The sequence below is a fragment of the Streptosporangium sp. NPDC004631 genome (assembly GCF_053601935.1).
The window spans coordinates 153,926-177,997 of sequence record NZ_JBSGCR010000003.1; the positions used below are offsets into that span (position 1 = coordinate 153,926).

At 71.2% G+C, this 24,072-nt stretch carries 23 protein-coding genes; 8 read left to right on the forward strand and 15 right to left on the reverse strand.

The genetic code is table 11. The features are described from left to right. Positions 1-9 precede the first annotated feature (9 nt). Positions 10-681 carry a hypothetical protein gene (locus ACWEF2_RS04070; protein WP_453811680.1) on the forward strand — a complete coding sequence of 224 codons (672 nt, stop codon included), beginning with the start codon at positions 10-12 and terminating at the stop codon, positions 679-681. Positions 682-696: 15 nt separating this feature from the next. On the opposite strand, the gene ACWEF2_RS04075 is transcribed toward ACWEF2_RS04070, so the two are convergent. The 4 genes from ACWEF2_RS04075 to ACWEF2_RS04090 form a co-directional block, all read right to left on the reverse strand. Beyond that, a complete protein-coding gene (locus ACWEF2_RS04075) occupies positions 697-2,109 on the reverse strand; it encodes a malic enzyme-like NAD(P)-binding protein (RefSeq protein ID WP_453811682.1) in 1,413 nt (470 codons plus the stop codon). A 219-nt stretch (positions 2,110-2,328) separates the two neighbouring features. After that, positions 2,329-3,267 carry a co-chaperone YbbN gene (locus tag ACWEF2_RS04080; protein ID WP_453811684.1) on the reverse strand — a complete coding sequence of 313 codons (939 nt, stop codon included), beginning with the start codon at positions 3,265-3,267 and terminating at the stop codon, positions 2,329-2,331. A gap of 65 nt (positions 3,268-3,332) precedes the next feature. Continuing rightward, positions 3,333-5,000, reverse strand: coding sequence for an acyl-CoA mutase large subunit family protein (locus tag ACWEF2_RS04085; RefSeq protein WP_453811686.1), 1,668 nt, complete (start codon positions 4,998-5,000; stop codon positions 3,333-3,335). Positions 5,001-5,112: 112 nt separating this feature from the next. After that, entirely contained in the window at positions 5,113-5,607 is a 495-nt protein-coding gene (locus ACWEF2_RS04090; RefSeq protein ID WP_453811976.1) for a MarR family winged helix-turn-helix transcriptional regulator, read from the reverse strand. 382 nt (positions 5,608-5,989) lie between these two features. On the opposite strand from ACWEF2_RS04090, the gene ACWEF2_RS04095 reads away from it, so the two are divergent. After that, a complete protein-coding gene (locus tag ACWEF2_RS04095) occupies positions 5,990-7,504 on the forward strand; it encodes a hypothetical protein (RefSeq protein WP_453811688.1) in 1,515 nt (504 codons plus the stop codon). A gap of 55 nt (positions 7,505-7,559) precedes the next feature. Beyond that, the gene (locus tag ACWEF2_RS04100; protein ID WP_453811690.1) at positions 7,560-8,234 is read left to right on the forward strand and encodes a DUF4230 domain-containing protein; all 675 of its coding nucleotides are present in this window, start codon (positions 7,560-7,562) and stop codon (positions 8,232-8,234) included. A 9-nt stretch (positions 8,235-8,243) separates the two neighbouring features. On the opposite strand, the gene meaB is transcribed toward ACWEF2_RS04100, so the two are convergent. Both meaB and ACWEF2_RS04110 read right to left on the reverse strand, forming a co-directional pair. Continuing rightward, on the reverse strand, positions 8,244-9,227 hold the full coding sequence (meaB, locus tag ACWEF2_RS04105) for a methylmalonyl Co-A mutase-associated GTPase MeaB (protein ID WP_453811692.1): 984 nt from the start codon (positions 9,225-9,227) through the stop codon (positions 8,244-8,246). Between the two features lie 2 nt (positions 9,228-9,229). Beyond that, the gene (locus ACWEF2_RS04110; RefSeq protein WP_453811694.1) at positions 9,230-10,417 is read right to left on the reverse strand and encodes an acetyl-CoA C-acetyltransferase; all 1,188 of its coding nucleotides are present in this window, start codon (positions 10,415-10,417) and stop codon (positions 9,230-9,232) included. Between the two features lie 84 nt (positions 10,418-10,501). On the opposite strand from ACWEF2_RS04110, the gene mce reads away from it, so the two are divergent. The 3 genes from mce (at position 10,502) to ACWEF2_RS04125 (ending at position 13,683) form a co-directional block, all read left to right on the forward strand. Continuing rightward, positions 10,502-10,924: a methylmalonyl-CoA epimerase gene (gene mce, locus ACWEF2_RS04115; RefSeq protein WP_453811978.1), complete on the forward strand. Its 423-nt coding sequence runs from the start codon at positions 10,502-10,504 to the stop codon at positions 10,922-10,924. Between the two features lie 197 nt (positions 10,925-11,121). Then, positions 11,122-12,405: a DivIVA domain-containing protein gene (locus ACWEF2_RS04120; RefSeq protein WP_453811696.1), complete on the forward strand. Its 1,284-nt coding sequence runs from the start codon at positions 11,122-11,124 to the stop codon at positions 12,403-12,405. Positions 12,406-12,546: 141 nt separating this feature from the next. After that, complete coding sequence (locus ACWEF2_RS04125) at positions 12,547-13,683, forward strand: AI-2E family transporter (RefSeq protein ID WP_453811698.1); 1,137 nt, start codon at positions 12,547-12,549, stop codon at positions 13,681-13,683. Here the strand turns inward: ACWEF2_RS04125 and ACWEF2_RS04130 are convergent. The 4 genes from ACWEF2_RS04130 to ACWEF2_RS04145 form a co-directional block, all read right to left on the reverse strand. Then, entirely contained in the window at positions 13,643-14,434 is a 792-nt protein-coding gene (locus ACWEF2_RS04130; RefSeq protein ID WP_453811700.1) for an alpha/beta fold hydrolase, read from the reverse strand. The two genes, ACWEF2_RS04125 and ACWEF2_RS04130, sit on opposite strands and share 41 nt — an antisense overlap. A 76-nt stretch (positions 14,435-14,510) precedes the next feature. Continuing rightward, the gene (locus ACWEF2_RS04135; RefSeq protein ID WP_453811702.1) at positions 14,511-15,224 is read right to left on the reverse strand and encodes an alpha/beta hydrolase; all 714 of its coding nucleotides are present in this window, start codon (positions 15,222-15,224) and stop codon (positions 14,511-14,513) included. 57 nt (positions 15,225-15,281) lie between these two features. Further along, positions 15,282-15,575 (reverse strand): ATP/GTP-binding protein, encoded by a 294-nt coding sequence (locus ACWEF2_RS04140; RefSeq protein WP_453811704.1) that lies wholly within the window; start codon positions 15,573-15,575, stop codon positions 15,282-15,284. 20 nt (positions 15,576-15,595) lie between these two features. Beyond that, on the reverse strand, positions 15,596-17,065 hold the full coding sequence (locus ACWEF2_RS04145; protein ID WP_453811706.1) for a 3-hydroxyacyl-CoA dehydrogenase family protein: 1,470 nt from the start codon (positions 17,063-17,065) through the stop codon (positions 15,596-15,598). Between the two features lie 195 nt (positions 17,066-17,260). Between ACWEF2_RS04145 and nucS the strand changes: the two genes are divergently transcribed. Continuing rightward, positions 17,261-17,920 (forward strand): endonuclease NucS, encoded by a 660-nt coding sequence (nucS, locus tag ACWEF2_RS04150; RefSeq protein WP_355595697.1) that lies wholly within the window; start codon positions 17,261-17,263, stop codon positions 17,918-17,920. A gap of 1,084 nt (positions 17,921-19,004) precedes the next feature. Further along, positions 19,005-19,568 (forward strand): TetR/AcrR family transcriptional regulator, encoded by a 564-nt coding sequence (locus ACWEF2_RS04155; RefSeq protein ID WP_453811709.1) that lies wholly within the window; start codon positions 19,005-19,007, stop codon positions 19,566-19,568. A gap of 107 nt (positions 19,569-19,675) precedes the next feature. Here ACWEF2_RS04155 and ACWEF2_RS04160 read toward each other — a convergent pair whose 3' ends face one another. The 5 genes from ACWEF2_RS04160 to ACWEF2_RS04180 all read right to left on the reverse strand — a co-directional run bounded on the left by ACWEF2_RS04160 (position 19,676) and on the right by ACWEF2_RS04180 (position 24,028). After that, positions 19,676-19,993, reverse strand: a complete 318-nt coding sequence (locus tag ACWEF2_RS04160) for an STAS domain-containing protein (RefSeq protein ID WP_355595701.1) — start codon at positions 19,991-19,993, stop codon at positions 19,676-19,678. Between the two features lie 206 nt (positions 19,994-20,199). Then, on the reverse strand, positions 20,200-20,901 hold the full coding sequence (locus ACWEF2_RS04165; RefSeq protein ID WP_453811710.1) for a response regulator transcription factor: 702 nt from the start codon (positions 20,899-20,901) through the stop codon (positions 20,200-20,202). Beyond that, positions 20,898-22,073, reverse strand: coding sequence for a sensor histidine kinase (locus ACWEF2_RS04170; RefSeq protein WP_453811712.1), 1,176 nt, complete (start codon positions 22,071-22,073; stop codon positions 20,898-20,900). The genes ACWEF2_RS04165 and ACWEF2_RS04170 overlap by 4 nt, the downstream gene beginning before the upstream one ends. Positions 22,074-22,086: 13 nt before the next feature. After that, positions 22,087-22,887, reverse strand: a complete 801-nt coding sequence (locus ACWEF2_RS04175; RefSeq protein ID WP_453811714.1) for an ABC transporter permease — start codon at positions 22,885-22,887, stop codon at positions 22,087-22,089. An 82-nt stretch (positions 22,888-22,969) separates the two neighbouring features. Further along, positions 22,970-24,028 carry an ABC transporter ATP-binding protein gene (locus ACWEF2_RS04180; protein WP_453811716.1) on the reverse strand — a complete coding sequence of 353 codons (1,059 nt, stop codon included), beginning with the start codon at positions 24,026-24,028 and terminating at the stop codon, positions 22,970-22,972. Between the last annotated feature and the right edge of the window lie 44 nt (positions 24,029-24,072).

Below are 24,072 nucleotides of genomic sequence, written 5' to 3' on the forward strand. Positions count from 1 at the left end.
ATGCGACAGATGGGCCACCTGACGCTGATGACACCCGCGCTCTTCTTCGTCCTCGCCTTCCTGGCCGTGGCGGGCACGTGCTCACCGGCCCGGGTGGACGTCGCCGTCTCCCCCGTCTCCTGCCCGGCGGGCCGGGCCACGGTCGCCCTCTCCGCCGGAGAGGACCTCGGTCACGAGGCGGGGTTCACCGTCCACCGCGACGGCCGCGTCGTCCACGAGGGCCGGATCGGCCCGAAGGGCAGGCGAGTCGTGGCGGTCCGCGTCGCGCCGGGCGACTCGGCGCGGATCGCGGTGCGGGTCGAGGGGCAGGACACCGCCGACCACACCGTCAGGTCATGGTGCGAGGGGACGGGATCTTCGCACGCGAGCGCGGGCCGGCGCCCCCCTCGCGGCGGGCCGCATCCCTCCCACCCGTCCTCCCGGAAGCCGTCCTCTCCGAATCCGTCCGCAGGCAGAGCCGGCCGTCCGCCCGGCCCCTCCCCGGACGAGGGCGGCGGGCTGCTCCCCGTCACCGGGCAGCCCGGCCTGGTGTCCACGATCGCGGGGGCCGGAGCCGTGGTGCTCGCCGGCGGCCTGCTCTGGTGGTACGGCACCGTCTGGCCGCGCCGGGCACCGGAGGACCCGATCGACCCGGACCGCTCACCGTACGGCCCCCGCCGCTATCCCGGCCTGAAACTCTGACCTTCCGGGCGGCGGCTACGCCTCGGTCATGCCGGTGCGCACCCGGCCCCCCGCGGACTCGCGCACGGCCGCCGCGACGGCACCCGCCACGTCCGCGTGGAACACGCTGGGAATGATGTAGTTCGGGCCGAGCTCCTCGGCGGTGACCACGGCGGCCAGGGCCCGGGCCGCCGCCAGCAGCATCTCCTGGGTGACCAGACTGGCCTGGGCGTCGAGCAGACCGCGGAAGACACCCGGGAAGGCCAGCACGTTGTTGATCTGGTTGGGGTAGTCCGAGCGGCCGGTGGCGACCACGGCGGCGTGCTCGCGGGCGTCGTCCGGGGAGACCTCGGGCTCCGGATTGGCCAGCGCGAAGACCACCGCGTCCTCGGCCATCGTGGCGATGTCGTCCCCGCTGAGGATACCGGGGGCGGAGACGCCGATGAACACGTCGGCGCCCTTGACGGCCCCGCGCAGGTCGCCGGCGTATCCCTCGGCGTTGGTGTGCTCGGCAATCCACCGGAGCGAGTCGTCCAGGTCGCCGCGCCCGCTGTGCACCGCGCCCAGGTAGTCGCAGACCACGACCTTGCCGGCGCCGGCCGCGAGGAGCAGTCGGAGCACGGCCGTGCCCGCGGCGCCGGCACCCGCGAGGGTGATCCGGACCTCGCCCAGCTCCTTGCCGACCACGCGCAGCGCGTTGGTGAGCGCGGCGAGCACGCAGATCGCGGTGCCGTGCTGGTCGTCGTGGAAGACCGGGATGTCCAGCAGCTCGCGCAGCCGCCGCTCCACCTCGAAGCAGCGCGGCGCCGAGATGTCCTCCAAGTTGATGCCGCCGAAGCCGGGGGCGATGACCTGGACGGTCCGCACGATCTCGTCGGTGTCCTGGGTGTCCAGGCAGATGGGCCAGGCGTCGATGTCGGCGAACCGTTTGAACAGCGCGGCCTTGCCCTCCATGACGGGCAGCGCGGCGGCCGGGCCGATGTTGCCCAGGCCCAGCACGGCCGAGCCGTCGGTGACGACGGCGACGCTGTTGCGCTTGATGGTCAGACGGCGGGCGTCCTCGGGGTTGCGGGCGATGGCCATCGAGACCCTGGCGACGCCGGGCGTGTAGGCCATCGACAGCTCGTCGCGGTTGCGCAGCGGCACCTTCGACCTCATCTCGATCTTGCCGCCGAGATGCATGAGGAAGGTGCGGTCGGAGACCTTGTGGATGACGACGCCCTCTACGGCGTCCAGCTTGTCGACGATCGCCTGGGCGTGGTCGGTGTCACGCGCGGCGCAGGTGACGTCGATGCGCAGGGTCTCGTGCCCGGCGGTGGTCACGTCGAGCGCGGTGACCACACCTCCGACGGACTCCACGGCGTGGGTGAGCTGGCTGACGGCCTTGCCACCTGCGGGCACCTCAAGGCGCACAGTGATGGAATAGGACACACTAGGCACGGTGGCCACAGTCATCCGCTCCTTTGGAACCGACCTGGTTTGAATCTCTCCATCGTGCCATCACCTGACGGGTGCCCGTACCGAGTACGGCCGAGTTGGAGCTGTGGCCACACTCACAATCGGCTCCGCCGCGCGACGGCTGAGGCGGCGGCGACGGCGACGGCCCGAACGTCCCGCTCGGGCTCGGGAGCCTGGACGTTCGGGGCTCGCCCCCGGGGAGCCGGGCGTTCAGAAGAGCGCGCCGGCCAGGTTCCTGCGGGCCTTGACGACGGACGGGTCGTCCGCGGGAAGCGTCTCGAAGAGGCTCAGCAGGTGCAGCCGGGCCCGGTCGCGCTCCTCTCCCGAGGTCCGCCGCACCACCCCGACGAGCCGGTCGAAGGCCGTGTCCACGTCACCGGAGAGCATCTCGAAGTCGGCGGCCAGGAGCTGGGCGTCGATGTCGGCGGGGTCGGCCAGGCGGCCCCGCACGTCGGCGGGGTCGACGTCCTGCGTCCGCCGGATCAGGCCGAGCCCGGCCAGGCCCACCTTGGCGTCCTCGTTGTTCGGGGAACGGGCCAGCAGCCGCTCGTAGGCGGCCACGGCGCCGTCGAGATCACCCGCGTCGACGGCCTGCTCGGCGGCGAGCACGTCCGGGTCGGTCGGGGGCTCCTCGGGCTGGGGCTCGGCCTCGGCCTCGGCGCCCTCGGGCGCCGGGGGAAGATACTGGGCCAGTGCCTCCATGAGCTGCGACAGCCAGTCGCGCAGCTGCGCCTCGGTGGCGATGCCGGGGACGACCGCCACCGGCTGGCCCTGGAAGATGGCGTACAGGGCGGGCACGTTCTGCACCCGGAGCGCCTGCGCGATCTGCTGGCTGACCTCGACGTCCACCCGGGCCAGGAGCCACCGGCCCGCGTTCTCCGCGGCCAGTTTCTCCAGCAGCAGGCTGTACTCCCTCGCCTGCTCGGCACGGGTCACCGTGAGTTCCAGCAGCACGAGGCTGTTCATGGAGCGCTCGACGACCTCGGTCGCGAAGTTGGCGTCGTCGACGTCGATGACCGGCACCGGAGTGCCGCCGGTCTCCTGGGCGGTGGCCTCTCGCCGCGCCTGTGCCTCTAGCGCCTGCTTACGCGCGCCGAGATCGACGGCGCCGTAGAGCGATCCTGCTCGATTGAAGTCCGCTGGGCTCATACTCCAATCCTGCCGTATCCCGGCGGCTGCGCGGACTCCGCGTCCCAGATCGGCGGAGGCGGATCCTAGAAGCGGGCGGGCTCGGTGTAGACGCCCCACACATCGCGCAGGGCGTCGCAGATCTCGCCGAGGGTGGCCTCGGCGCGGACCGCGTCGAGCATGGACGGGATCAGGTTGCCCTCTCCCCTGGCGACCTGGACCATCACGGCCAGCGCGGCGTCCACGGCCCGCCCGTCGCGACCGGCGCGGCGCTCGGCGAGGACGCGGTTCTGCTCACGCTCGACCTCGTGGCTGACCCGGAGGATCTCCAGCGGCTCGTCGATGGAGGCGACGTGGCAGTTCACCCCGACGATCCGCTTCTCGCCCTTCTCCAGCTTGCGCTGGTAGTCGAAGGCGGCCTCGGCGATCTCGGACATGAACCAGCCGTCCTCGATGCCGCGCAGGATCCCCGAGGTCATCGACCCGTCCGTGCCCATGTCCCGGATCTTCGTGAAGATCGTCTCGGCCTCGGCCTCGATCCGGTCGGTCAGGGCCTCCACGTACCAGGCCCCGCCGAGCGGATCGGCCACGTTGACGACCTCGGTCTCCTCCATGATCACCTGCTGGGTGCGGAGCGCGATCTCGGCGGCCTTCTCCGACGGCAGCGCCAGGACCTCGTCCAGCGCGTTGGTGTGCAGCGAGTTGGTGCCGCCGAGCACGGCGGCGAGCGCCTCGATCGCGGTGCGCACCACGTTGTTGTACGGCTGCTGCGCGGTCAGCGACACCCCCGCCGTCTGGGTGTGGAAGCGCAGCCACTGAGCCTTGTCGGTCCTGGCGCCGTAGACGTCGCGCAGCCACCGGGCCCAGATCCGCCGGGCGGCCCGGAACTTGGCGATCTCCTCGAAGAAGTCGATGTGCGCGTCGAAGAAGAAGGACAGCCCGGGGGCGAAGACGTCGACGTCCAGGCCGCGTGAGAGGCCGAGCTCCACGTAGCCGAAGCCGTCGGCCAGGGTGAACGCCAGCTCCTGCGCGGCCGTGGCCCCCGCCTCGCGGATGTGGTAGCCGGACACGCTGAGCGGCTTGTAGGCCGGGACGTCGGCGGCGCAGAACTCCATCAGGTCGCCGATCAGCCGCAGGTGCGGCTCGGGGGCGAACAGCCACTCCTTCTGCGCGATGTACTCCTTGAAGATGTCGGTCTGCAACGTCCCGTTGAGCTTCCCGACCGGCACCCCCTGACGCTCGGCGGCGACGACGTACATGCAGAAGACCGGGACCGCCGGGCCGCTGATCGTCATCGAGGTGGTGATGTCTCCGAGCGGGATGCCCTCGAAGAGCAGGTCCATGTCCAGCGCGGAGTCGATCGCCACCCCGCAGTGGCCGACCTCGCCCAGCGAGCGCGGGTCGTCGGAGTCGCGGCCCATGAGCGTCGGCATGTCGAAGGCCACGCTCAGCCCGCCGCCGCCCGCGCCCAGGATCATCTTGTAGCGCTCGTTGGTCTGCCGGGCGTTGCCGAACCCGGCGAACTGCCGGATGGTCCACGCCTTGCCCCGGTAACCGGTGGGGTGCAGGCCCCGGGTGAAGGGGAACTCCCCGGGCCAGCCGATCCGTTCGAAGCGCGGATCGTCACCGGCGGGCCCGTAGACCGGCGCCACGTCAAGGCCGGAGAGCGTCCGGAACTCGGAATCACGCTTGGCGGCCCTGTCGAAACGCGCCTGCCAGCGCGCCCTCCCCGCCTCGATCTCCTCGGCGTCCATAGCCATCTCCCTTGTACGGCTCAGCTGCACGCGAAGCGTGCGGCCCTGGAAATATACTAGGACGTCCTACTAATTTTTGGCCAGGATATCCGGGACGCACCCTGTGGGGTGATCAGTCCTCGAAGTCCCCCGCCGCCACCCGGAGGGTCCTGAGCAGGCCGAACATCTGCTCCAGCTCCGCCTCGCCGTACATGGTCATGGCGAATCCGGCACCCATGAGATCGTCGGTGGCCTCGGCCACGGTCCTCCGGCCCTGGTCGGTGATCTCCGCCAGCACCCCCCGGCCGTCGCGGGGGTTGCGCCGGCGGCGGACCAGCCCGGCGCGCTCCAGCCGGTCCACGGTGTTCGTCACACTCGTGGGGTGCACCATCAGGCGCTCGCCGATCCTGGACAGCGGCAACGCCCCCGTCCTGCTGAAGACGAGCAGGACCAGGGCCTCGTATCGAGCGAAGGTCAAGTCATACGGTTTAAGTAGCGTGTCCAGTTGCGAGAGCAGGATCTGGTGCGCTCTCATGATCGACGTGACGGCGGCCATGGCCGAGGACTGCCCGAAGTGAACGCTCCACGTCTCCGCGGCGCGCTCGATGGGGTCAAACGGCAAATTCAGCTGACCTGTAGCCACAGGGCTACGGTAGCGCGGCCTCGTCCCGGTTCGCCGGTATACCTAGAGTCACCGAATTGACGGCTTCACCAAGAAGCCGGGCGCCAAACGTCACGCTCGGTTATGGTTCCCACATCGAATGGTGAGGGCGTGGCCAAGTGGTCGCGTGCGCTCAGTCCGGGCTGCGGGGGATGCGGACCGGACCGGTTGCCGAGGGGACCGGCTACCGCACATTCACAGCACGGGGGGTGCTTGATGAACGACAACTCGACGGCGTTCGGACGCCACAGGAACACGGGCTCGACCGACGCGGCGTGGACTCGTGCCACGCGCACCGGTGCGTGAGCACAGAGGCGTTTCACGCGAGGAACTCCAGCAGAGCGCGTTGGTGGCGGTTGCCGTCCTGCTCGTGCTCGGTGTGGTCGCGGCGTGGAGCGTCCTCATTCCCGGCGTAAGCGCGTGGGAGAACATCGTCGTCGCGGTGATCGGCTCGCTGCGGCTCACCGGGCCGGTGGCCGCCGCGTTCGCCGCCTGGGTGGCGGTGCGCAGGCGGCGCGGGATCGGCGGACGGTCGCTGACCGCGTGGCAGGCGGTGCGCGCGCCCCTGGCCATCCTGGTGATGGTCGTGGGCTCCTTCACCGCGACGGTGGTGGTCCTGGTGATCAGGACCATACTCACCGAACAGGTGGGACGGCTGCTGCCCAGCGGCCTGGTGATGGGGGTGGCCGGTCTGGCGCTGTACGTCACCATCGGCTGGGTGACCGGCTGGCTGCTGCCGTGGACGATCACCCCGGTGCTGGCCGGGCTCGGCTGCTACGGGCTGTTCACCTGGCTGGCCCAGGGAGCGACCTGGGCCGACCGGCTCGCCCCCGCCACGCGGGAGCCGTACGACGTGTTCCAGGGGCTGAGCTCGGCCGCCTTCACCGACCAGACGCTCTGGCTGCTGGGCGTCAGCGCCACGCTGCTGCTCGGCTGGGCCGCGCTCGTGACGCGCCAGGCGCTCGTGCTGGCCGGGGCGCTGCTGGCGGTACTGGCCGCCGGGACCGGGATGGCCCGGCTGCTCACCGAGCCGCGGAACATCTCGGCCCAGCGGGTCGTCTACAGCTGCCAGGAGTGGCCGATCACGGTCTGTGTGCATCCGGGGATGCGCACCGGGCTGCCCGAGCTGGGCTCCGCGTTCGTCAAGATCGCATCCCGGCTGGCCGGGACGCCCGGCGAGTTCTCCCGGCTGGAACAGCACCCCCGCAGCGACGACCTCACCCTCCCGTCGGGCGCGATCCCGATCCACGTGGACGACCTGTCCAGGGGGTTCGCCGACGAGGCGGCCGACGAGTTCGTCGAGGGCCTGGCCCAGGAGTGCGACGGCACCCCGGCCGGCGGCTACCGTGACATCGTGTCCGCGTGGCTGCGCGGCAAGCCGCTGCCCGGAGGGCCGCTCCCCGAGCACCAGTACGCCGCCGCGTGGTTCTCCGGCCTCACCGAGACCCAGCGGCGCGAGTGGCTCCGGGCGCACTACGCCGACTTCGTGGACTGCCGGCTACAGAGCGATTACTTCGGCGGGCAGGCGGTTCACACCGGGCAGACAGGTCAGGAGGCTGCGGATCAGGCGTGGCAGGCGGGCCGGCCGGACCAGGAAGGGCTCACCGGCCAGGGTCCCGGGGGCGGTCCGGCGTGGCCGGGCCCGGGGACGGCACCGGCCCGTCCGCGGGTGGCACCCTCCTATCCGCAGGTGGCGCCACCATCCCCGCGGACCTACCCGCAGGCGGTCCCGTCCCTTCCGGTGCCCGGCACCGTCCCCTCCGCGGCCTCGGACGCGCCCTCCGTCAGAAAACGGATGCCCGGCGGAGAGCGGGGCGGAGAGCGGGGCGGAAAACGGCACGGGAAGGCATCTCGGCGAGGCTGACAAGATCGGCATACTCTCGACGTGAGAACGCGGCCCCCGAGGGAAGGAGACCGCTGTGAAAGCCCCTCTGGAAGCGCCGCCCGAGGCGGCGCCGGCGCCTCGCCGTCGAGGCCGGCGCCTGCTCGCCGGGCTCCTCGTCGTCCTGATCCTCCTCGTGGTGGGCGCCCGCCTGGCCTGGTCGTGGCTGGACCCGTTCGGCGAGACCGCGATCGACCGCAGCGGGCCCGTGCTGCTGGAGTCCATCCACAACCTCAGCCGTTTCGAGGCGGCCACCGGCAACTTCCAGGTCATCGTGGACCTGGAGAAGGACGCCGCCTTCCTGCCGGACGCCGTCAAGGGCAGCCGGACCCTCTTCGTCGGCGCGGGCGGGGTGGACGCCTACGTCGACTTCGGCGGCCTCGCCGCGGGTGCGCTGACCGTCTCGCCCGACCGCGAGGAGGTCACGGTACGGCTGCCCCGCGCCCGGCTGGAGAAGCCCAACCTCAACAACGGGCGCTCCTACGTCTACGCCCAGCAGCGCGGTCTCCTCGACCGGGTCGAGGACTTCCTCTCCTCATCCCCCGGCGACCAGCGGGAGCTCTACGTGCTGGCGGAGAAGAAGATCGCCGAAGCGGCGCAGGCGAGCGACCTGCTCAACCGGGCCGACCAGAACACCAAGGCCATGCTCCAGGGCATGTTGAGCGGCCTCGGCTTCGACAAGGTGACCGTCACGTTCGCCGACCAGCCCTGAGCCGGACGGTCACCGGGTGGCCGCCAGCAGCTCGTCGGCGGCCCGGTAGGGGTCGAAACCGCCCTCCAGCACGCGGTCGGCCAGGGCGTCGAGCCGCCGGTCGCCGTGCAGGTGGGCGAAGCGGGAGCGGAGAGCGGTCAGCGCGATCGCCTCGATCTCGTCCCGCGCCCTGGCGTGGCGGCGGCGGCCGAGCTCACCGGACCCCTCCAGGTAGGCCAGGTGGGCGTCGAGGGCGTCGACCACGTCTTCGGCCCCCTCACCCCGGTAGGCGACGGTTGGCACGATCGGCGGCTTCCACTCCCGCCGAACCAGGGCGATCATGTTGCGGAGCTCGCGGACCGCGGCCTGGGCGCCGTCGCGATCGGCCTTGTTGACCACGAACACGTCCGCGATCTCCAGGATGCCCGCCTTGGCCGCCTGGACGCCGTCGCCCATGCCCGGGGCGAGCAGCACGACGGTGGTGTCCGCCAGCGAGGCGATGTCCACCTCGGCCTGGCCGACCCCGACGGTCTCGACCAGGATGACCTCGCACCCGGCGGCCTCCAGGACACGCACCGCCTGGGGGGTCGCCCAGGACAGGCCCCCCAGGTGGCCGCGGCTGGCCATCGACCGGATGAACACCTCCGGATCGGTGGCGTGGTCCTGCATCCGCACCCGGTCGCCGAGCAGCGCCCCGCCGGTGAACGGCGAGGACGGGTCCACGGCGAGCACGCCGACCTTCAGCCCCCGCTTGCGGAACGCCTGGACAAGCATGCCGGTGGAGGTGGACTTGCCCACGCCCGGGGAACCGGTGAGCCCGATGATCCGGGCCTGCCCCGGGCGGCCGGCGCAGAGCTCGGCCATGATCCGCCTGAGCAGGGGCGAGCCGTTCTCCACCAGGGAGATCAACCTGGCCACCGCACGGGGCTGTCCGGCCCGCGCCCGCGCGACCAGGTCGGCGACCTCCCCACCGGCGGACCGCCCCTCCCGCGCGCCCTGGCCGGCGCCGTCCACGGTCACACCGCTGGAACGCGGATGATCAGGGCGTCGCCCTGACCGCCGCCACCGCACAGGCCGGCGGCGCCGAGCCCGCCGCCCCGGCGCCTGAGCTCGTGGGCGAGGGCCAGCACGATGCGGGCGCCGGAGGCGCCGATCGGGTGACCGACGGCGATGCCGCCGCCGTTGACGTTGACCTTGTCGAGCGGGACGCCGAGTTCCTTGGCCGACTGGAGGACAACCTGGGCGAAGGCCTCGTTGATCTCCAGAAGGTCGAGGTCGCCGACCGAGAGCCTCTGCTTGCCGAGGGCCTGCTTGACGGCGTTGGCGGGCTGGGACTGGAGCGAGTTGTCCGGCCCCGCCACGTTGCCATGCGCGCCGATCTCCGCCAGCCATTCGACGCCCAGCTCCTCGGCCCTGGCCCTGGACATCACGACCACCGCGCAGGCGCCGTCGGAGATCTGCGAGGCGGACCCCGCGGTGATCGTGCCGTCCTTGCTGAACGCGGGCCGCAGCCGCGCCAGGGTCTCCACCGTGGTGTCGGGCCGCACTCCCTCGTCGGCCGCGAAGATCACCGGATCCCCCTTGCGCTGCGGGATCGGCACCGGAACGATCTCGTCGTCGAACAGGCCGTTCTTGGTCGCGGCGGCGGCGAGCTCGTGGGAGCGGGCGGAGAAGGCGTCCTGTTCGGCGCGGGTCAGGCCGAGGCGCGCGTTGTGGCGCTCGGTGGACTCGCCCATGGAGACCTGGTCGTAGGCGTCGGTGAGACCGTCCAGGGCCATCGAGTCCACGATGCCGGCGTCGCCGTACTTCACTCCCCTGCGCAGGCCGGGCAGCAGGTGCGGGGCGTTCGACATGGACTCCATGCCGCCCGCGACCACGACGTCGAACTCGCCGGCCCGGATGAGCTGGTCGGCCAGGGCGATGGCGTCCAGCCCGGACAGGCAGACCTTGTTGATGGTCAGTGACGGCACGGTCATCGGGATGCCGGCCTTGACGGCCGCCTGCCGGGAGGGGATCTGACCCGATCCGGCCTGAAGCACCTGCCCCATGATCACATACTGCACCGCCTCGGGAGCGACGCCTGAGCGCTCCAGCGCGGCCTTGATGGCGATACCGCCGAGCTCGGTGGCCGACAGGCCGGACAGCGAACCGAGCAGCCGCCCTATGGGGGTGCGAGCCCCTGCGACGATGACGGAACCAGACATAACAGGGGCCTCCCTGACGCGGCGTGGGACGACTTTGCCACCATACCCATGAGTGCCCGACGGATCGCCATGGAGGACGGCCATATGTTCATGCGGATCGATCATGTGGGAATCGCATGCCACAACCTGGAGGAGAGGATCGCGCTCTTCGCACAGGTCTTCGAGCTCACGGTGGTGGCGCGTGAGGTGAACGAGGAGCAGGGCGTCAAGGAGGCCATGCTCCACATAGCGGACGGAAACGGCGGAGGGTCCTACATCCAGCTCCTCGAACCGCTCGGCCCCGACACGCCGGTCGGCAAATTCCTGGCCAAGCGCGGGGAGGGCGTGCATCATGTGGCATTCGGTGTTCCGGATGTGGCGGAGGCGATGCGGGAGATCGGCGGCAAGGGGATCAGGTTGCTCGACGAGGCGCCGCGGCACGGCACGATGGGGTCCTCCATCGCATTCCTGCACCCCAAGGACGTGGGGGGAATGCTGACCGAGTTGGTACAGGCCCCGGATCGCTAAAGAGGTCCCATGTCAAACATAAGAAACGTTCATACGTAACAAGTCACGCAGAAAGCCGGAGGGGACCGACAACGCGGCAACACCAGAGTACGCTGGCCTACCACCGGACGTGGATCCCGCCACGGCTCCCGCCTCGGATGTCCGAAATCCCCCGTCCGGCCCGTGTAGCCGTCTCGACAACCCAGGATCGAGCCTCCATGCAGTCCGACATCGACGCCCAGCTCAACAATTTCTTTGAAGACGCTCCCGCTCGGGAATTCGACGTGGTGCTCCGTGGCTATGACCGGCACCAGGTCCACGACCATCTCAAGCAGATCGACAACGAACTGCGCCAGGCCCGGGAGCAGCTCCAAAGCTTGCAGCGGGATCTGTCCGACTCCCAGCGTCAGCTGCAGGAGCAGGAGCGTCCGACCTATTCCGGCCTAGGGGCCCGGATCGAGCAACTACTCCGTCTCGCCGAGGAACAGGCCACCGAACTGGTCCAGGCCGCCAGGGCCGAGGCGAACGAGATCAAGGCCGCCTCCAAGGTCGAGGCGGCGGACCTGCGTGCCGCCGCCGAGAACGAGGCGGCCGAGAAGCGCGCCCTCGCCACCCGCGAGGCCGACGACATGCGCACCACCGCGGAGCGTGACGCCGAGGAGATCCGCTCGACCGCCCGCCGCGAGTCGGACGAGCTGACCGCCACCACCGAGCGCGAGGTCGCCAAGCTGCGGGCCACCGCCGACCACGAGGTGGCCGAGAAGCGCGCCGACGCCGAGCGCGAGATCGCCAAGCTGCGCACCACCACCGAGCGCGAGGTCGCCCAGCTGCGCGCCTCGACCAAGCGCGAGCGCGACGAGATCCTCACCACCGCCAAGCGCCAGGCCGACGAGATGCGCGCCCAGGCACAGCGGGTTCTGGAGGAGTCCGAGGCCAAGCGCGCCCAGGACGAGGCCGAGTTCGAGATCCAGCTCGCCTCTCGCCGCGAGGAGGCCGAGCGCCAGGAGGCCGAGCGCCACGCCACCGCGCAGGCCAACACGCAGAAGCTGGTCTCCGAGGCCGAGCAGCGTGCGGCCACCGCCGAGCAGCGCGCCACCAAGGCCACCCAGCAGGCCGAGCAGACCCGCCGCGAGGCCGACACCCACGCCAAGCAGCTGCTCGCCAACGCGCGCAAGAACGCCGACCAGCTGGTGGCCGACGCGAAGTCGAGCGCCGAGTCGATCGTCTCCGAGGCCAAGTCCGAGGCCGAGCGGAGTCGCTCGGTCGCCCAGCGCCAGGTCGACGAGCTGACCCGCCAGCGTGACAGCATCACCAGCCACCTCGCGCAGCTGCGCCAGCTGCTCGGCGGTGCGCCGCTCCCGGCCCCGGACCCCGAGCCGGCGATCACCGCCGCTCCGCCCAAGCCGGCCATCCCCGCCTCCAACGGCATTGAGAAGCCGGTCCCGGCCGGAGCGGCCAAGGCGCCGTCCAAGGACGACGACGCCGAATGGTGGCAGGAGTAACACCTCTTTTTCGAGGCTTTCCGAGGCGTTGTCGACGGCTACGGGAGAGCCTGGCGACCTTGACGGGGTCGCCGGGCTCTTCTTTCCGTCTCCCCGCCGTGCCACGCGGCTCTGCGCACCCCCCACCGCCAGGAGCAAGTCGTGCCCGAAACACCCCAGGCAGCCGTCGTCACCGGCACGCCCGCCCCGGAACCTCACCTCAGACCGGAGAGCCCCGGCGAGACCGTCGCGCCGTACGGCAAGCCGGGCAAGCCACTGGCCAGGAACCCGTTCCTGATCGGCCTGACCGCCGGGATGGGGCTGCTGACCGCCTGGACGCTGGCTCAGGCCCTGGTCACCTCGCGCAGCGTGATCGTGCTGGTCGTGGTGGCCATGTTCCTCGCCGTGGGGCTCAACCCGGCCGTCGAGGCGTTGCAGCGGCGCCGGATGCCCCGCCGCGGGGCGATCTCGATCGTCTTCGGCGCGGTGATTCTTTTCTTCGTGCTCTTCGGGCTGGCGATCGTCCCGCCGGTGAGCCGCGAGATCGCGTCCTTCGTCGGCGCCGTCCCCGGCTACGTCCAGGAGCTGCTCACCAACCCGACCCTCAGGGAACTGGACAGCGACTACCAGATCCTCACCAGGGTCGGCGACTACATCACCAGCGGCGGCCTGGCCCAGACCGTCGCGGGAGGTCTGGTCGGCGCGGGGGCCGTGGTGTTCAACGCCTTCTTCTCCGGTGTCACGCTGCTGGTGCTGACGCTGTACTTTCTCGGCTCGCTGCCCTCGATCAAGGACTACCTCTTCAGGCTCGTGCCGAACAGCCGGCGGGAACGCTCCAGAGCGCTCGGCGACGAGATTCTCGACGGCATCGGCGGCTACGTGGCCGGGAACCTGCTGATCTCGGTGATCGCGGGTGTGATCACCTGGGTGTTCCTCGCCGTTCTGGACGTCCAGTACGCGCTGGCCCTCGCCCTGGTGGTGGCGGTCACCGACCTGATCCCGCTCGTCGGGGCGACGATCGGCGCGGTGCTGGTGAGCGTGGTGGCGCTACTGCAGTCGGGGACGCTCGGCATCGCCTGCGCGATCTTCTTCGTGATCTACCAGCAGGTCGAGAACTACCTGATCTACCCTCGCGTCATGAAGCGCTCGGTGGACGTGGCGCCGGCGGTCACCGTGATCGCCGCGCTCTTCGGCGGCGCGCTGCTGGGCATCGTGGGAGCGCTGCTGGCCATCCCGGTGGCCGCGGCGATCGCACTGCTCATCCGCGAGGTGGTGATCCCCCGGCAAGCTCGGCTGTGAAGCCGGCCACCGCGCGGTTGAACGCCTCGGGCCGCTCGATCGCGCTCAGGTGCCCCGCCTGCTCGATCACGGTCAGCCTGCCGTCCGGCACGGCCTCGGCCATCGCCTCGGCGTCGCCGGGCGGGGAGATCCGGTCCTCCTCCCCCACGATCACCAGCGCCGGCACCGTGAGCTCGCGCAGGGTGGCGAAGGAGTCGGGGCGGCCCGCCATGGCCCGCTGAGCCCAGGCCACCGCCTGCGGCGGGGCCGACTGGATCAGCCCGCGCACCCGGCCGACCACCATCGCCCTGTCCCGCATGCTGGTCGCCCCGATCATCGTCGGGAGCATCTCGCCCACCAGTGCCCGGAGACCGCCGTCGAGCGCGGCCGTGGCGACGCGCTCGCGATCCGCCCTGGCCTGCTCGGCGTCGGCGTCGGCCTTGGTGTCGGCGAGGATCACCCCCAGCAGGCGGTCGGGATGACGGCGGCAGAGGGCCATCGTCACGTATCCGCCCATCGACTGGCCGCCGACGACGGCCCGGTCGATCTCCTGGCGGTCGAGGAGCCGTACGACGTCGTCGGCCATCACGTCGAGCGAGGGCTCCTCGTCGCCGAGCGGCGAGCCGCCGAAGCCACGCAGATCGGGGGTGATGACCTTGCAGACCGCGGCCAGCCCCTCGCGCTGGGCCAGCCACATGGCCGATGACAGGGGGAAGGCATGAAGGAGAACGACCGGAAGTCCTTCACCCGCCGATCGTGTGTACAGGTGCACGCGGCCCACGGTAGCGCCGGCCCCGCGATCCGGCCCTCTTCGATGCGCAAAGGGTTGGACGCCGCGGAAACGGGCCTCAGGAGTCGAGGACCCCGGTGGGGAGGGGGTAGGCTTCCGGGTTCACCAACCGGACGATCTCGTTGAGGACGATCCGCACGTACGGCTCGCCGACCCACAGGTGCTTGGCGCCCTCCACCCCCATGACCTCGGCCTGGGGCACCCGGGCGAAACGCGCACGGGCCTCCTGCGGCCGAAGGTAGTCGTCGAACTCGGGGACCAACGCGACCAGCGGCCGGCCGAACGCCGCCCACGCGTCGAGGTCGGCGTCGCCCGCCCGGTGCAGCGGCGGGGAGAGCAGGACGGCGCCCGTGACGAGCGGGTCGCGCCCCCACTTGAGCACCAGCTCGGTGCCGAAGGACCAGCCGAGCAGCCAGGCCCGGGGCAGATCGTGGAAGTCGGCGTACTCCAGTGCGGCGGCCACGTCGAGGCGCTCGTCGTCACCGCCGCCGAAGTCGCCCTCGGAGGTGCCCCGCGCCGAGGAGGTGCCGCGCGTGTTGAACCGCAGCACGGCCAGGTCGGCCAGCGCGGGCAGCCGGTTGGCGGCCTTGCGGTAGAGGTGGCTGTCCATCATGCCGCCGTGCGTGGGCAGCGGGTGCAGGCAGACCAGCGTGGCCACCGGGGGCCGATCCGCCGGAAGGGCCAGCTCGCCGACGAGCGTCAGCCCGTCACCGGTGTGCAGCTCGATCGGCTCCCTGCGCGCGGGCAGCACCGTAGAGGCCCTGATCTCCATGTGTCTCCTCAATATGCACGGCCCGGAGGCGCACGATGCGCTCCCCGGGGGCCTGGCTCAGTATCTGGTCCGGCCCGGGCCGCGCCTGACCCGGTTGCGCCAGCACGCGGTGTGCCAGTGCCTGCGCTCGTTCTCCCCGCCCGACCAGGCCGGCCAGCTCACCAGGTGCGGCACGCCCCTGATCTCCTGGTCGCAGCCGGGGCACCGGTAGACCCTGTCCACGGCGGCGCCGGTGACCCCGCGCACGTGCCAGTCACCGTCCGGCCACTCCTCCACCTGGTCGACGCCGGGCACGGACCGGCCGACGGGGCGGGAGGAGCCCCGGCCGCCGCCCCGGTCGAAGGGCTCCATCCGGCGTGCTCTGCGGGGGCTCATGGCAGGTCGCGGATGCTCCGCACCCCGGCCGCGACAAGCTGGTCGAGCAGGGGGGCGGGGGCGAGGGACGGGTCGCGATACTCGGCGTAGAGGGCGCGCAGCCCGTCGCGGACGGTCTCCAGGCCCAGCTCGTCGAGCGTCTCGAACGGCCCCGCCGGATAACCGCAGCCGAGCCTCATCGCCGCGTCGATGTCGTCCATCCCGGCGTAGCCGGAGTCGTACATCCGCACGGCGTCGTTCAGATACGGGTAGAGGAGCGCGTCCACCACGAACTCGGCCCGGTCCCTGCAGAGCACCGGGGTACGGCCGATGATCCGGACCAGCCCTTCCACCGCGCGGGTGGCGTCGGGCGAGGTGAGCACGGTGGAGGCGACCTCGGCGACCTTCTCCCCGACCAGGTGCAGGCCGACCAGGCGACCAGGGTGCGGAAGCTGCGCGGCCAGCTCGATCACCGGGGTGTGCGACAGCGCGACGACCACGTCGGCGTCGTCGGCGAGCTCCGCCTTGAACCCGGCCGCGGAGAGCCTGGTGGCGAACTCCTCGGCGCCCTCCCCCAGCACCGCCACCGAGCTCACCGACGGCTTGCCCACCGCGTGCGAGGGCCCCGGCTCCTCGCCGTCGTAGAAGCCGCAGCCCACCTTGCGGCCGAGGAGCCCCGCGGTGACCAGCTCGCGCAGGATCGGCGCGGGGGCGTGGCGGCGGTCACGGGTCTCCCGGAACAGCACACACATGATCTCGTAGGAGGTGTCCAGGCCGATCAGGTCCAGCAGGGCGAAGGGGCCCATCGGCAGCCCGACGCCCAGTCTCATCGCGGCGTCGATACCGTCCCGGGTGGCCAGGCCGTTCTCCAGCAGGACCGCGGCGTGGTTGAGGTAGGTCAGCAGCAGCCGGTTGACCACGAACCCCGCGCGGTCGCCGACGCTCACCGGCGTCTTGCCGAGCCTCCTGGCGAGTGCCGCCACCTCCTCGGCCAGGCCGTCCTCGGTGATCACCGTGTGGACCACCTCGACCAGCCTCATGACCGGGGCGGGGTTGAAGAAGTGCATGCCGACGACCTGGCCGGGGCGGGTGACGGTGGCCGCGATCTCGGTGACCGAGAGCGAGGAGGTGTTGGTCGCGAGCACCGCGGACGGCTTGCAGATCCGGTCCAGATCGGTGAAGAGCGCACGCTTGAAGTCCATGACCTCGGGGATCGCCTCGATCACCAGATCGGCGTCGGCGAGGTCCTCCAGCGAGGTGGTGAGGGTCACCCTGCCCAGGGTCTCCGCGCGTTCGGCCTCGCTCAGCCTGCCCTTCGCCAGGGCCCTGCCGGTGGACCCCTCCAGATGGCCGCGGCCACGCTCCAGCGCGGCGGGGTCGGCCTCCACGCCGATCACCGTAAGCCCCGCGCGGGCGAACACCTCGGCGATCCCGGCGCCCATCGTGCCGAGCCCGACAACCCCCACCGTTTCAAAGCTGCGCGTCATGCCGCCCAGTCTCCCAGAGGGGCCCGTCCCACCCCAAAACCGCGGTGGGCGACCGGCGGGCGGGGCAGGTCACAGGAGGTGGGCGCGGCGGCGTACGGCCCAGGCCCGATACGCGGCCCCCGCCATAAGGCCCCGCCGTGCGGTCCCCGCCCGATTCCGGGCCGGGGACCGGAGAGCTGGGACTAGTCTTGTGCCATGCGGCTGGTCATCGCGCGATGCAGCGTGGATTACGTGGGAAAGCTCACCGCTCATCTTCCGATGGCGCCCCGGCTCATCCTCATCAAGGCGGACAGTTCGGTCTCGATACATGCCGACGACCGGGCTTTCAAACCGTTGAACTGGATGAACCCGCCCTGCAGGCTCCGCGAGGAGGAGGGCACCTGGACGGTCACCCACGGCAAGACCGGTGAGAAGCTCGTCCTCACCATGGAGGAGATCGTCCACGACTCCAGTCATGAGCTGGGCGTGGATCCCGGCCTCATCAAGGACGGCGTCGAGGCCCACCTGCAGGAGCTGCTGGCCGAGCACATCACCACGCTGGGCGCGGGCTGGACGCTGGTCCGCCGCGAGTACATGACGGCGATCGGCCCGGTGGACATCCTCTGCCGCGACCACACCGGCGCGACCGTGGCCGTGGAGCTCAAACGCCGCGCGGGCATCGACGCCGTGGAGCAGCTGACCCGCTATCTGGAGCTGATGAACCGCGATTCACTGCTCGCCCCGGTCAGCGGCATCCTGGCCGCACAGGCCATCGCGCCGCAGGCCAGGACGCTGGCCGAGGATCGCGGCATCCGCTGCGTGACCCTGGACTACGACGAACTGCGCGGCATCGAGCGCAACGACACCCTGTTCTGACGTTCTGACGCCGTTTCGGCGTCGTCGCCCCTCCGGGAGAACGCCCCTGCCGGAAAACGCCGGACGTCCTCCGGGCGGTCCACCGCCATACGCACCGTGACATGCGGAACCGATGGTCGAGCACCGTCCCCCACCGGCCCGGAGACCGGCCCGAGGCGGGTGCGTCTCGTCGAGCTGTCCGGCACGGCGATGACCGCTCTGTCGAACGGGGACCTGCCGGGAGCCGTCGCCGAGACGGGGCAGGATATCCGGGGGTCCACCGACAAAGCAGGACATCCGGAGTGGACGGGCCGATTTCGAAATCCGGTGGAGAAATTCATCCGCCCACCCGTGGCGGCACCCTCGGTTCGGCTCCACACGGCGAGAACGCTCGGGCCGCCACCCTCGCGGATTTTCAAACGGCGTTGATCCGCCGGGGGATCGTCCGGCACGGTGATCCGGACACGGCGCGTATACCCGTTGTACACCCGCCATCCGGATCGACGCGCTCGCGGCGTTCCCTGACCGGATCCGCGCCGTTAACACGACGATCTGACGAGAATATTCTTCTATTACACGAGAATGTTCTTCTATTAACCAAGAAGGCGCGTCGGCGAATCAGGGAGTCGCCGCACATCCGGCCGCACATCCGAGGGCCGGCCGGCGGGCCCGGCGGGGCGGAGGCCGCCCCGGGGCGCATCGGGCCGGAGGATCCACGAGGTCAGCGGCGCCGAGCAGGGCGCCCTCGGCGGGATCACGACCTCCGGCCGCATCACGCCACCACCCCCGGGCCGTAGAGCCCTCTTCCGGCGGGCGGGATCCGCCGTCCGGCGACGGCGATCCACCGCGCGAATCGTTTTCACCGGCATGCCACACCCGCGAGGAACTTGACTGACTGGTCAGGCTACCAACCTTCTTGCACGGATGACGCAGGCAATAGCATACTTACCCTTCCGCAAAAAGGATCTTGCACCCATAATGGTGGATTCTGGGGGCCAGAATCATGAGGTGGAAGTGATAAAGCGTGAATTTGTCAACCCCACACCGAAGTGGGGTGCTTGACATGAATGGCCGATCATACCGAGGAATGTCAGCGGAGGAACGGTTGGCGGAACGCAGGGAGCGTCTGATCTCCGCGGCGTACATGCTCTACTCGGATCCCGGTTTCCCGGAGACCACGATCGAGAAGCTCTGTACCGCGGCCCGCATCTCCAATCGCGCGTTCTACGAGTGCTTCTCCGGGCGCAACGAGCTGATGCAGGCACTGCACGAAAGGTGCGTGCAGGAGACGCTGACAGCGGTGGCCAAGTCCATAGCGCAGGCCCCCGACACCCCGCTGGGCAGGGCCGAGGCGGGCATAGCCGGTTACATCACCTATGTCACCGAGGACAGGCGCCGGGCCCGGATCATGCACCTGGAGGTACGGCGGGCGGGAGATTGCCTCACCCTGTCACGGCAGCAGGCGGTACAGGCCTTCACCCAGATCATCGAGACCAACGTCTTCGATCTGCCAAGGGTGGCCGAGGCCGACCGGCGGCTGCTCGCGCTGGGCATGATCGGCGCGATCCAGGAACTGCTCATCGAGTGGGTGCTGGCCGACGATCCGCCCCCGGTCGACAGCCTGATCAGCACCGCCACCCACATCTTCTACCGCTCGTTCACCACGTGACCGTCTCCGCGCCGCTCCGCCGCCCGCCGGCGGGCGGAGGTGGCGGCCCGGGGCGGGGAGGGTCGCGACCGCACTCAGACCGCCGCGGCCTCGGGCGGGCCCCACGGTCAGGCCACCGCGGCCATGGGAAGCTCGACGATGAGCACCCGGTTGAGCCGGGTCACCGCCAGCACCCGCATGACCCGGGGCGGCACCGCCCGCAGGATGAGACGGCGTCCCGCGTTCAGCGCTCGGCGATGCGTGCCCACCAGCACCCCCAGGCCGGTGGCGTCGATCATCTCCAGGCCGGAGAGGTCAACGATCAGATCACCCCTGCCGGAGTCGACCGCGCCGTGCAGCCTCGGGCGCACCCCGGCGACGGTGCCGACGTCGAGACGGCTGCCGATGACGACCACCTGGGCTCCAGGTCTACCGATGACGCGCATTCCTCCCCCTCCCGTCGGACCTCGGCACGGACGCGACCGGACAATGGCCACGGTGCGTCACCATGGCCGCCGATCACAGACCGCGATCACAGGCTGCCGCGGCGGGCGGGAAGCCGAGGTCTCCAGGGGCCTCCTGGACTCACGCCTCCCGCCACCGCGGGATCACCATGGGATTCCCTTGCCCTGCCCTGAGGAAAAAATGCCGTTCACAGCCAACCTTTTTCCTGGGCCAACCGGATCGCGGTGATCCGGTTGGCCGCCCCCAGCTTGGTGATGGCGCCGGACAGGTAGTTGCGCACGGTGCCCTCGGTGAGGTGCAACGCCGCCGCGATCTCACCGACCGACGCGCCTCGCGAGGCCAGGGAGAGGGAGTCGCGCTCACGCTCGGTGAGCGGGCTCTCCCCCGCCATCATCGCCGAGGCCGCCATCTCCGGATCGAGGTGGCGACCGCCGGAGTGGACCCTGCGGACCGCCGCCGCCAGCTCGTCGGAGGACGCGTCCTTCGGGATGAAGCCGCGCACCCCCGCCGCGAGGGCGCGCCGCAGATAACCGGGGCGCCCGAAACTGGTCAGCATCAGCAGCGCGGGATCCGGCGGCGGGCCGGAGGGCACCGCGGGAGACATCCCGCAGACCGGCCCGGAGGCCGCCGCGGAGGGCGTGCCGGCGGGTGCCCGGGACGGCATCGCCGACAGTGTCCCGGACAGCGTCTCCGCCACGCTCAGCCCGTCCAGCCCCGGCATCTCGATGTCCAGCACGACCACGTCGGGGCGGTGGTCCCATACGGCCGCCGCCACCAGGTCCCCCCTGGCCACCTGGGCCACCACCTCGATGTCCGGCTCCAGGCCCAGCAGCGTGGCGATCGCCCCCCGGACCAGATGCTCGTCGTCGGCCAGCAGCACCCGGATCATCGCACTCCCTCCAGCGGGATCGTCGCCCGCAACCTGAACCGCCCGGCACCGCCCGCACCGGCGGTGACGACGCCTCCCATGGCCGACAGCCGCTCGGAGAGCCCGGCCAGTCCGGTGCCACCGTGGCCGCCCGCGCCCGCCACGCCGTCGTTGGTCATCTCCAGCACGGCCGCGCCGTGCCGGATCGCGATCGCGATCCGGCACCGGGTCGCCGAGCTGTGCCTGAGCACGTTGGTGGTGCCCTCGCGGACCACCCAGGCCAGCAGGGTGGCCGTCTCCTCGGGGATCCGCTCCCGAGGCGTCTCCAGCGCGCAGTGGACGCCCCCCGCCTCCAGCACCGCGGCCATGCTGCGCAGCTCCGCGCCGAGGTCGACCGCGCGGTAGCCGCGCACCGCCGTGCGGATCTCCTTCAGCGCCTCCCTCGCCAGCCCGCGCACCTCGTCCATCTCGGCGACGGCCCGCCCGGCGTCGACCCCCGCCAGCTTGACGGCCACCTCGCTCTTGACCGCGATCGCGGAGAGGCTGTGCCCGACCAGGTCGTGCAGGTCGCGGGAGAACCGCAGCCGCTCCTCGGTGACGGCCAGCTGGGCCCGGGCCTCCTTGCCGTCCTCGGCGGCCCTGACCACCTGCCAGAACCAGAGCTGGAACCGGTTCGCCCACGGCAGGAACGCGGCCGTCAGCAGATAGCCGACGATCGCGGGACCGGGGTCCTCCCCCGGGTGGACGGGGAACGGCCCTCCGGCGCCGGCCGGCACCAGAAGCAGGCCCGTGGCCGCGGCACCGGCGCAGGCGGCGATCGAGGGGTAGCGGCCCACCAGCAGCACCACGCCCGACGCCCAGGCCGGGGCCAGGAGTCCCCAGGACCAGAGTTGGCCGTCCTGGCTCAGCAGCAGGACCACCGTGAGCGCGCCCGAGGCGACGATCTCGCGGTTCGCCCCGGTCCCGGCCACGGCCGCCCTGACCATCCTCAGGTACAGGACGCCGAAAACCGCCAGGCCCAGCACGCCGAGGACCAGCGGGACGACCGACGGCCGTCCCGCTGGTCCCAGGGTCCCCGACAGGGGGCCGAACCAGGCCAGGAGCAGTCCCAAGCTCAGGGAGCAGACGGTCGAGCGGCGCAGCCGCTCGACGTTCGACCGTTTTCCGCGCCGGGGAAACATGGATGTCAGCATTTCGCCATCGACGTTATCCGCGCCGGGGCTCCCACCGGAACAGCCATCTGGCCAGTAGGGCCGCCACCGCGATCCAGGCCAGCAGGATTCCGATCGAGGGCAGCGCCGCCGTCCACTGCCCCACCCCGGTCAGCGCCTCGCCGCCACCGCCGGAGAAATGGTCACCGCCCAGGAAGGCGGTACGCATGATCGTCACGACCGGGGTCACCGGGAGCAGGCCGGAGACCACGCCCAGCGGGCCGGGCAGCGTGTCGGCCGGGAAGGCCACCGGCGCGCCGATCATCATGATCAGGATCACCGGGAGCACCGTGATCTGGGCCAGCTCGGCGTTGGGCGTGATCCCGGAGAAGGCCGCGGCGAGAAGGGCGAACAGCGCGACGCCCAGGACGGCGGCGACCATCAGCAGCGGCACGTTGGCCGGCGATACCCCCTCGGAGCCGCGGATCCAGACCACCAGCAGCGCCACCTTGCCCAGGAAGAGCGCGAGCGCGCCGAGCGCGCTGCCGCCGAGAACCGCCGCCGCCGACGGCTGTCCCCCGCGCAGCCGCTTGAGCACCAGTTCCTCACGCCGGGCGGTGAAGGAGTTGACCAGGTGGATGAAGACCGCGAACCCCAGCATCAGGCCGGGCACCCCGGTCAGCGCGAAAAGCCGCGCGGGCACGCCCTCGATGCTCGTGTCCCCCTGGGTCTGGGTGAACAGCCAGGCCATCAGCAGGGGCAGCAGCAGCACGTTGAACAGCACCGTGGTGTTCCTCGCCACCAGGGTCAGATCGAGCCTCGCCAGCCGTACGGCGTGCAGCGCATCGGTCCTCATGGTCACTCACCGCTCCCCGGCCGCCGCGCGGCCACCCGTCCCCGGCGGATCGCTCCGCGCCCCGTCCTCGATCCGTGCCCGCTCATCGCGCCTCCCCGACCACACGCATGAAGACGTCCTCCAGAGTCCCCCGGCGTACGGCCAGCCGCTCCAGAGTCTCGCCGTACTCGTCCGCCCAGGCCAGCAGCGGCCGGAGCGCGGCGTGCGCGCGGGCCTCGGCCCGTTCCCCCGTGAGGGTGTAGGCGACCTCGGTGCCGCCGTCGGCGTAGGTCAGCACCGGGGCGGCACCGTCCAGGAGGGGAAGGTCGCCGAAGGACCTGGCCGTGCCGTGCAGCCGGAAGGAGACGAGGTCGCCCGAGCCGGCCACCACCTCCTCGACCGTGCCGAAGATGTGGATCCGGCCCTCGTGCATGATGGCCAGCCGGCCGGCGAGGCGCTCGGCCTCCTCCAGGTAGTGCGTGGTGAGCAGCACGGTGGTGCCGCCGGCCCGCAGCTCCTCGATCACCCTCCAGGTGGCCTGGCGGGCCTCGGGGTCCATCCCGGTGGTCGGCTCGTCCAGGAAGAGCATCTCGGGCGCCGACAGCACCGCGAGGGCGAGATCGAGCCTGCGTCTCTGGCCCCCGGAGAGCTGCCGGACCCTGGTCCTGGCCTTGTTCTCCAGGCCGACCAGTTCCAGCGCCCCCATGGTCCTGTGATCCACGCCCCTTACCCGTCCGGTGAGGGTGAGCCTCCCGGGCGATTCGGCGCCGGACAGGGTGACCGGGCGCCCGGCGTCCTCGCTCAGCCCCCTCCACAGGTCCACGGTCTCGGCCGCGGTGAGGTCGCCGAGGAAACCGCCCTCCTGCAGCATGATCCCCACGCGGGGCCGCAGCTCGCGGTGGTTCGCGACCGGGTCGAGGCCGAGCACCCTGACCGTGCCGTCGGTGGCGGCCCTGAAGCCCTCCAGCACCTCCATGGTGGTCGTCTTGCCCGCACCGTTCGTGCCGAGCAGGGCGAAGATCTCGCCCCTGGGAACGGTGAAGGAGATACCGCGCACGGCCTCGAAGCCGCCGTACCTCTGCCGGAGCCCGCCGACCTCGATGACGTTGTCGAGGTCGGCGGCTCCGGCAGACGCCGCATCCGCCCGCTGTCGTGTTCTCATGGCGATAATCGTGGTCTTCCCGCGTTCTGGCAGGTAGTCGTCGA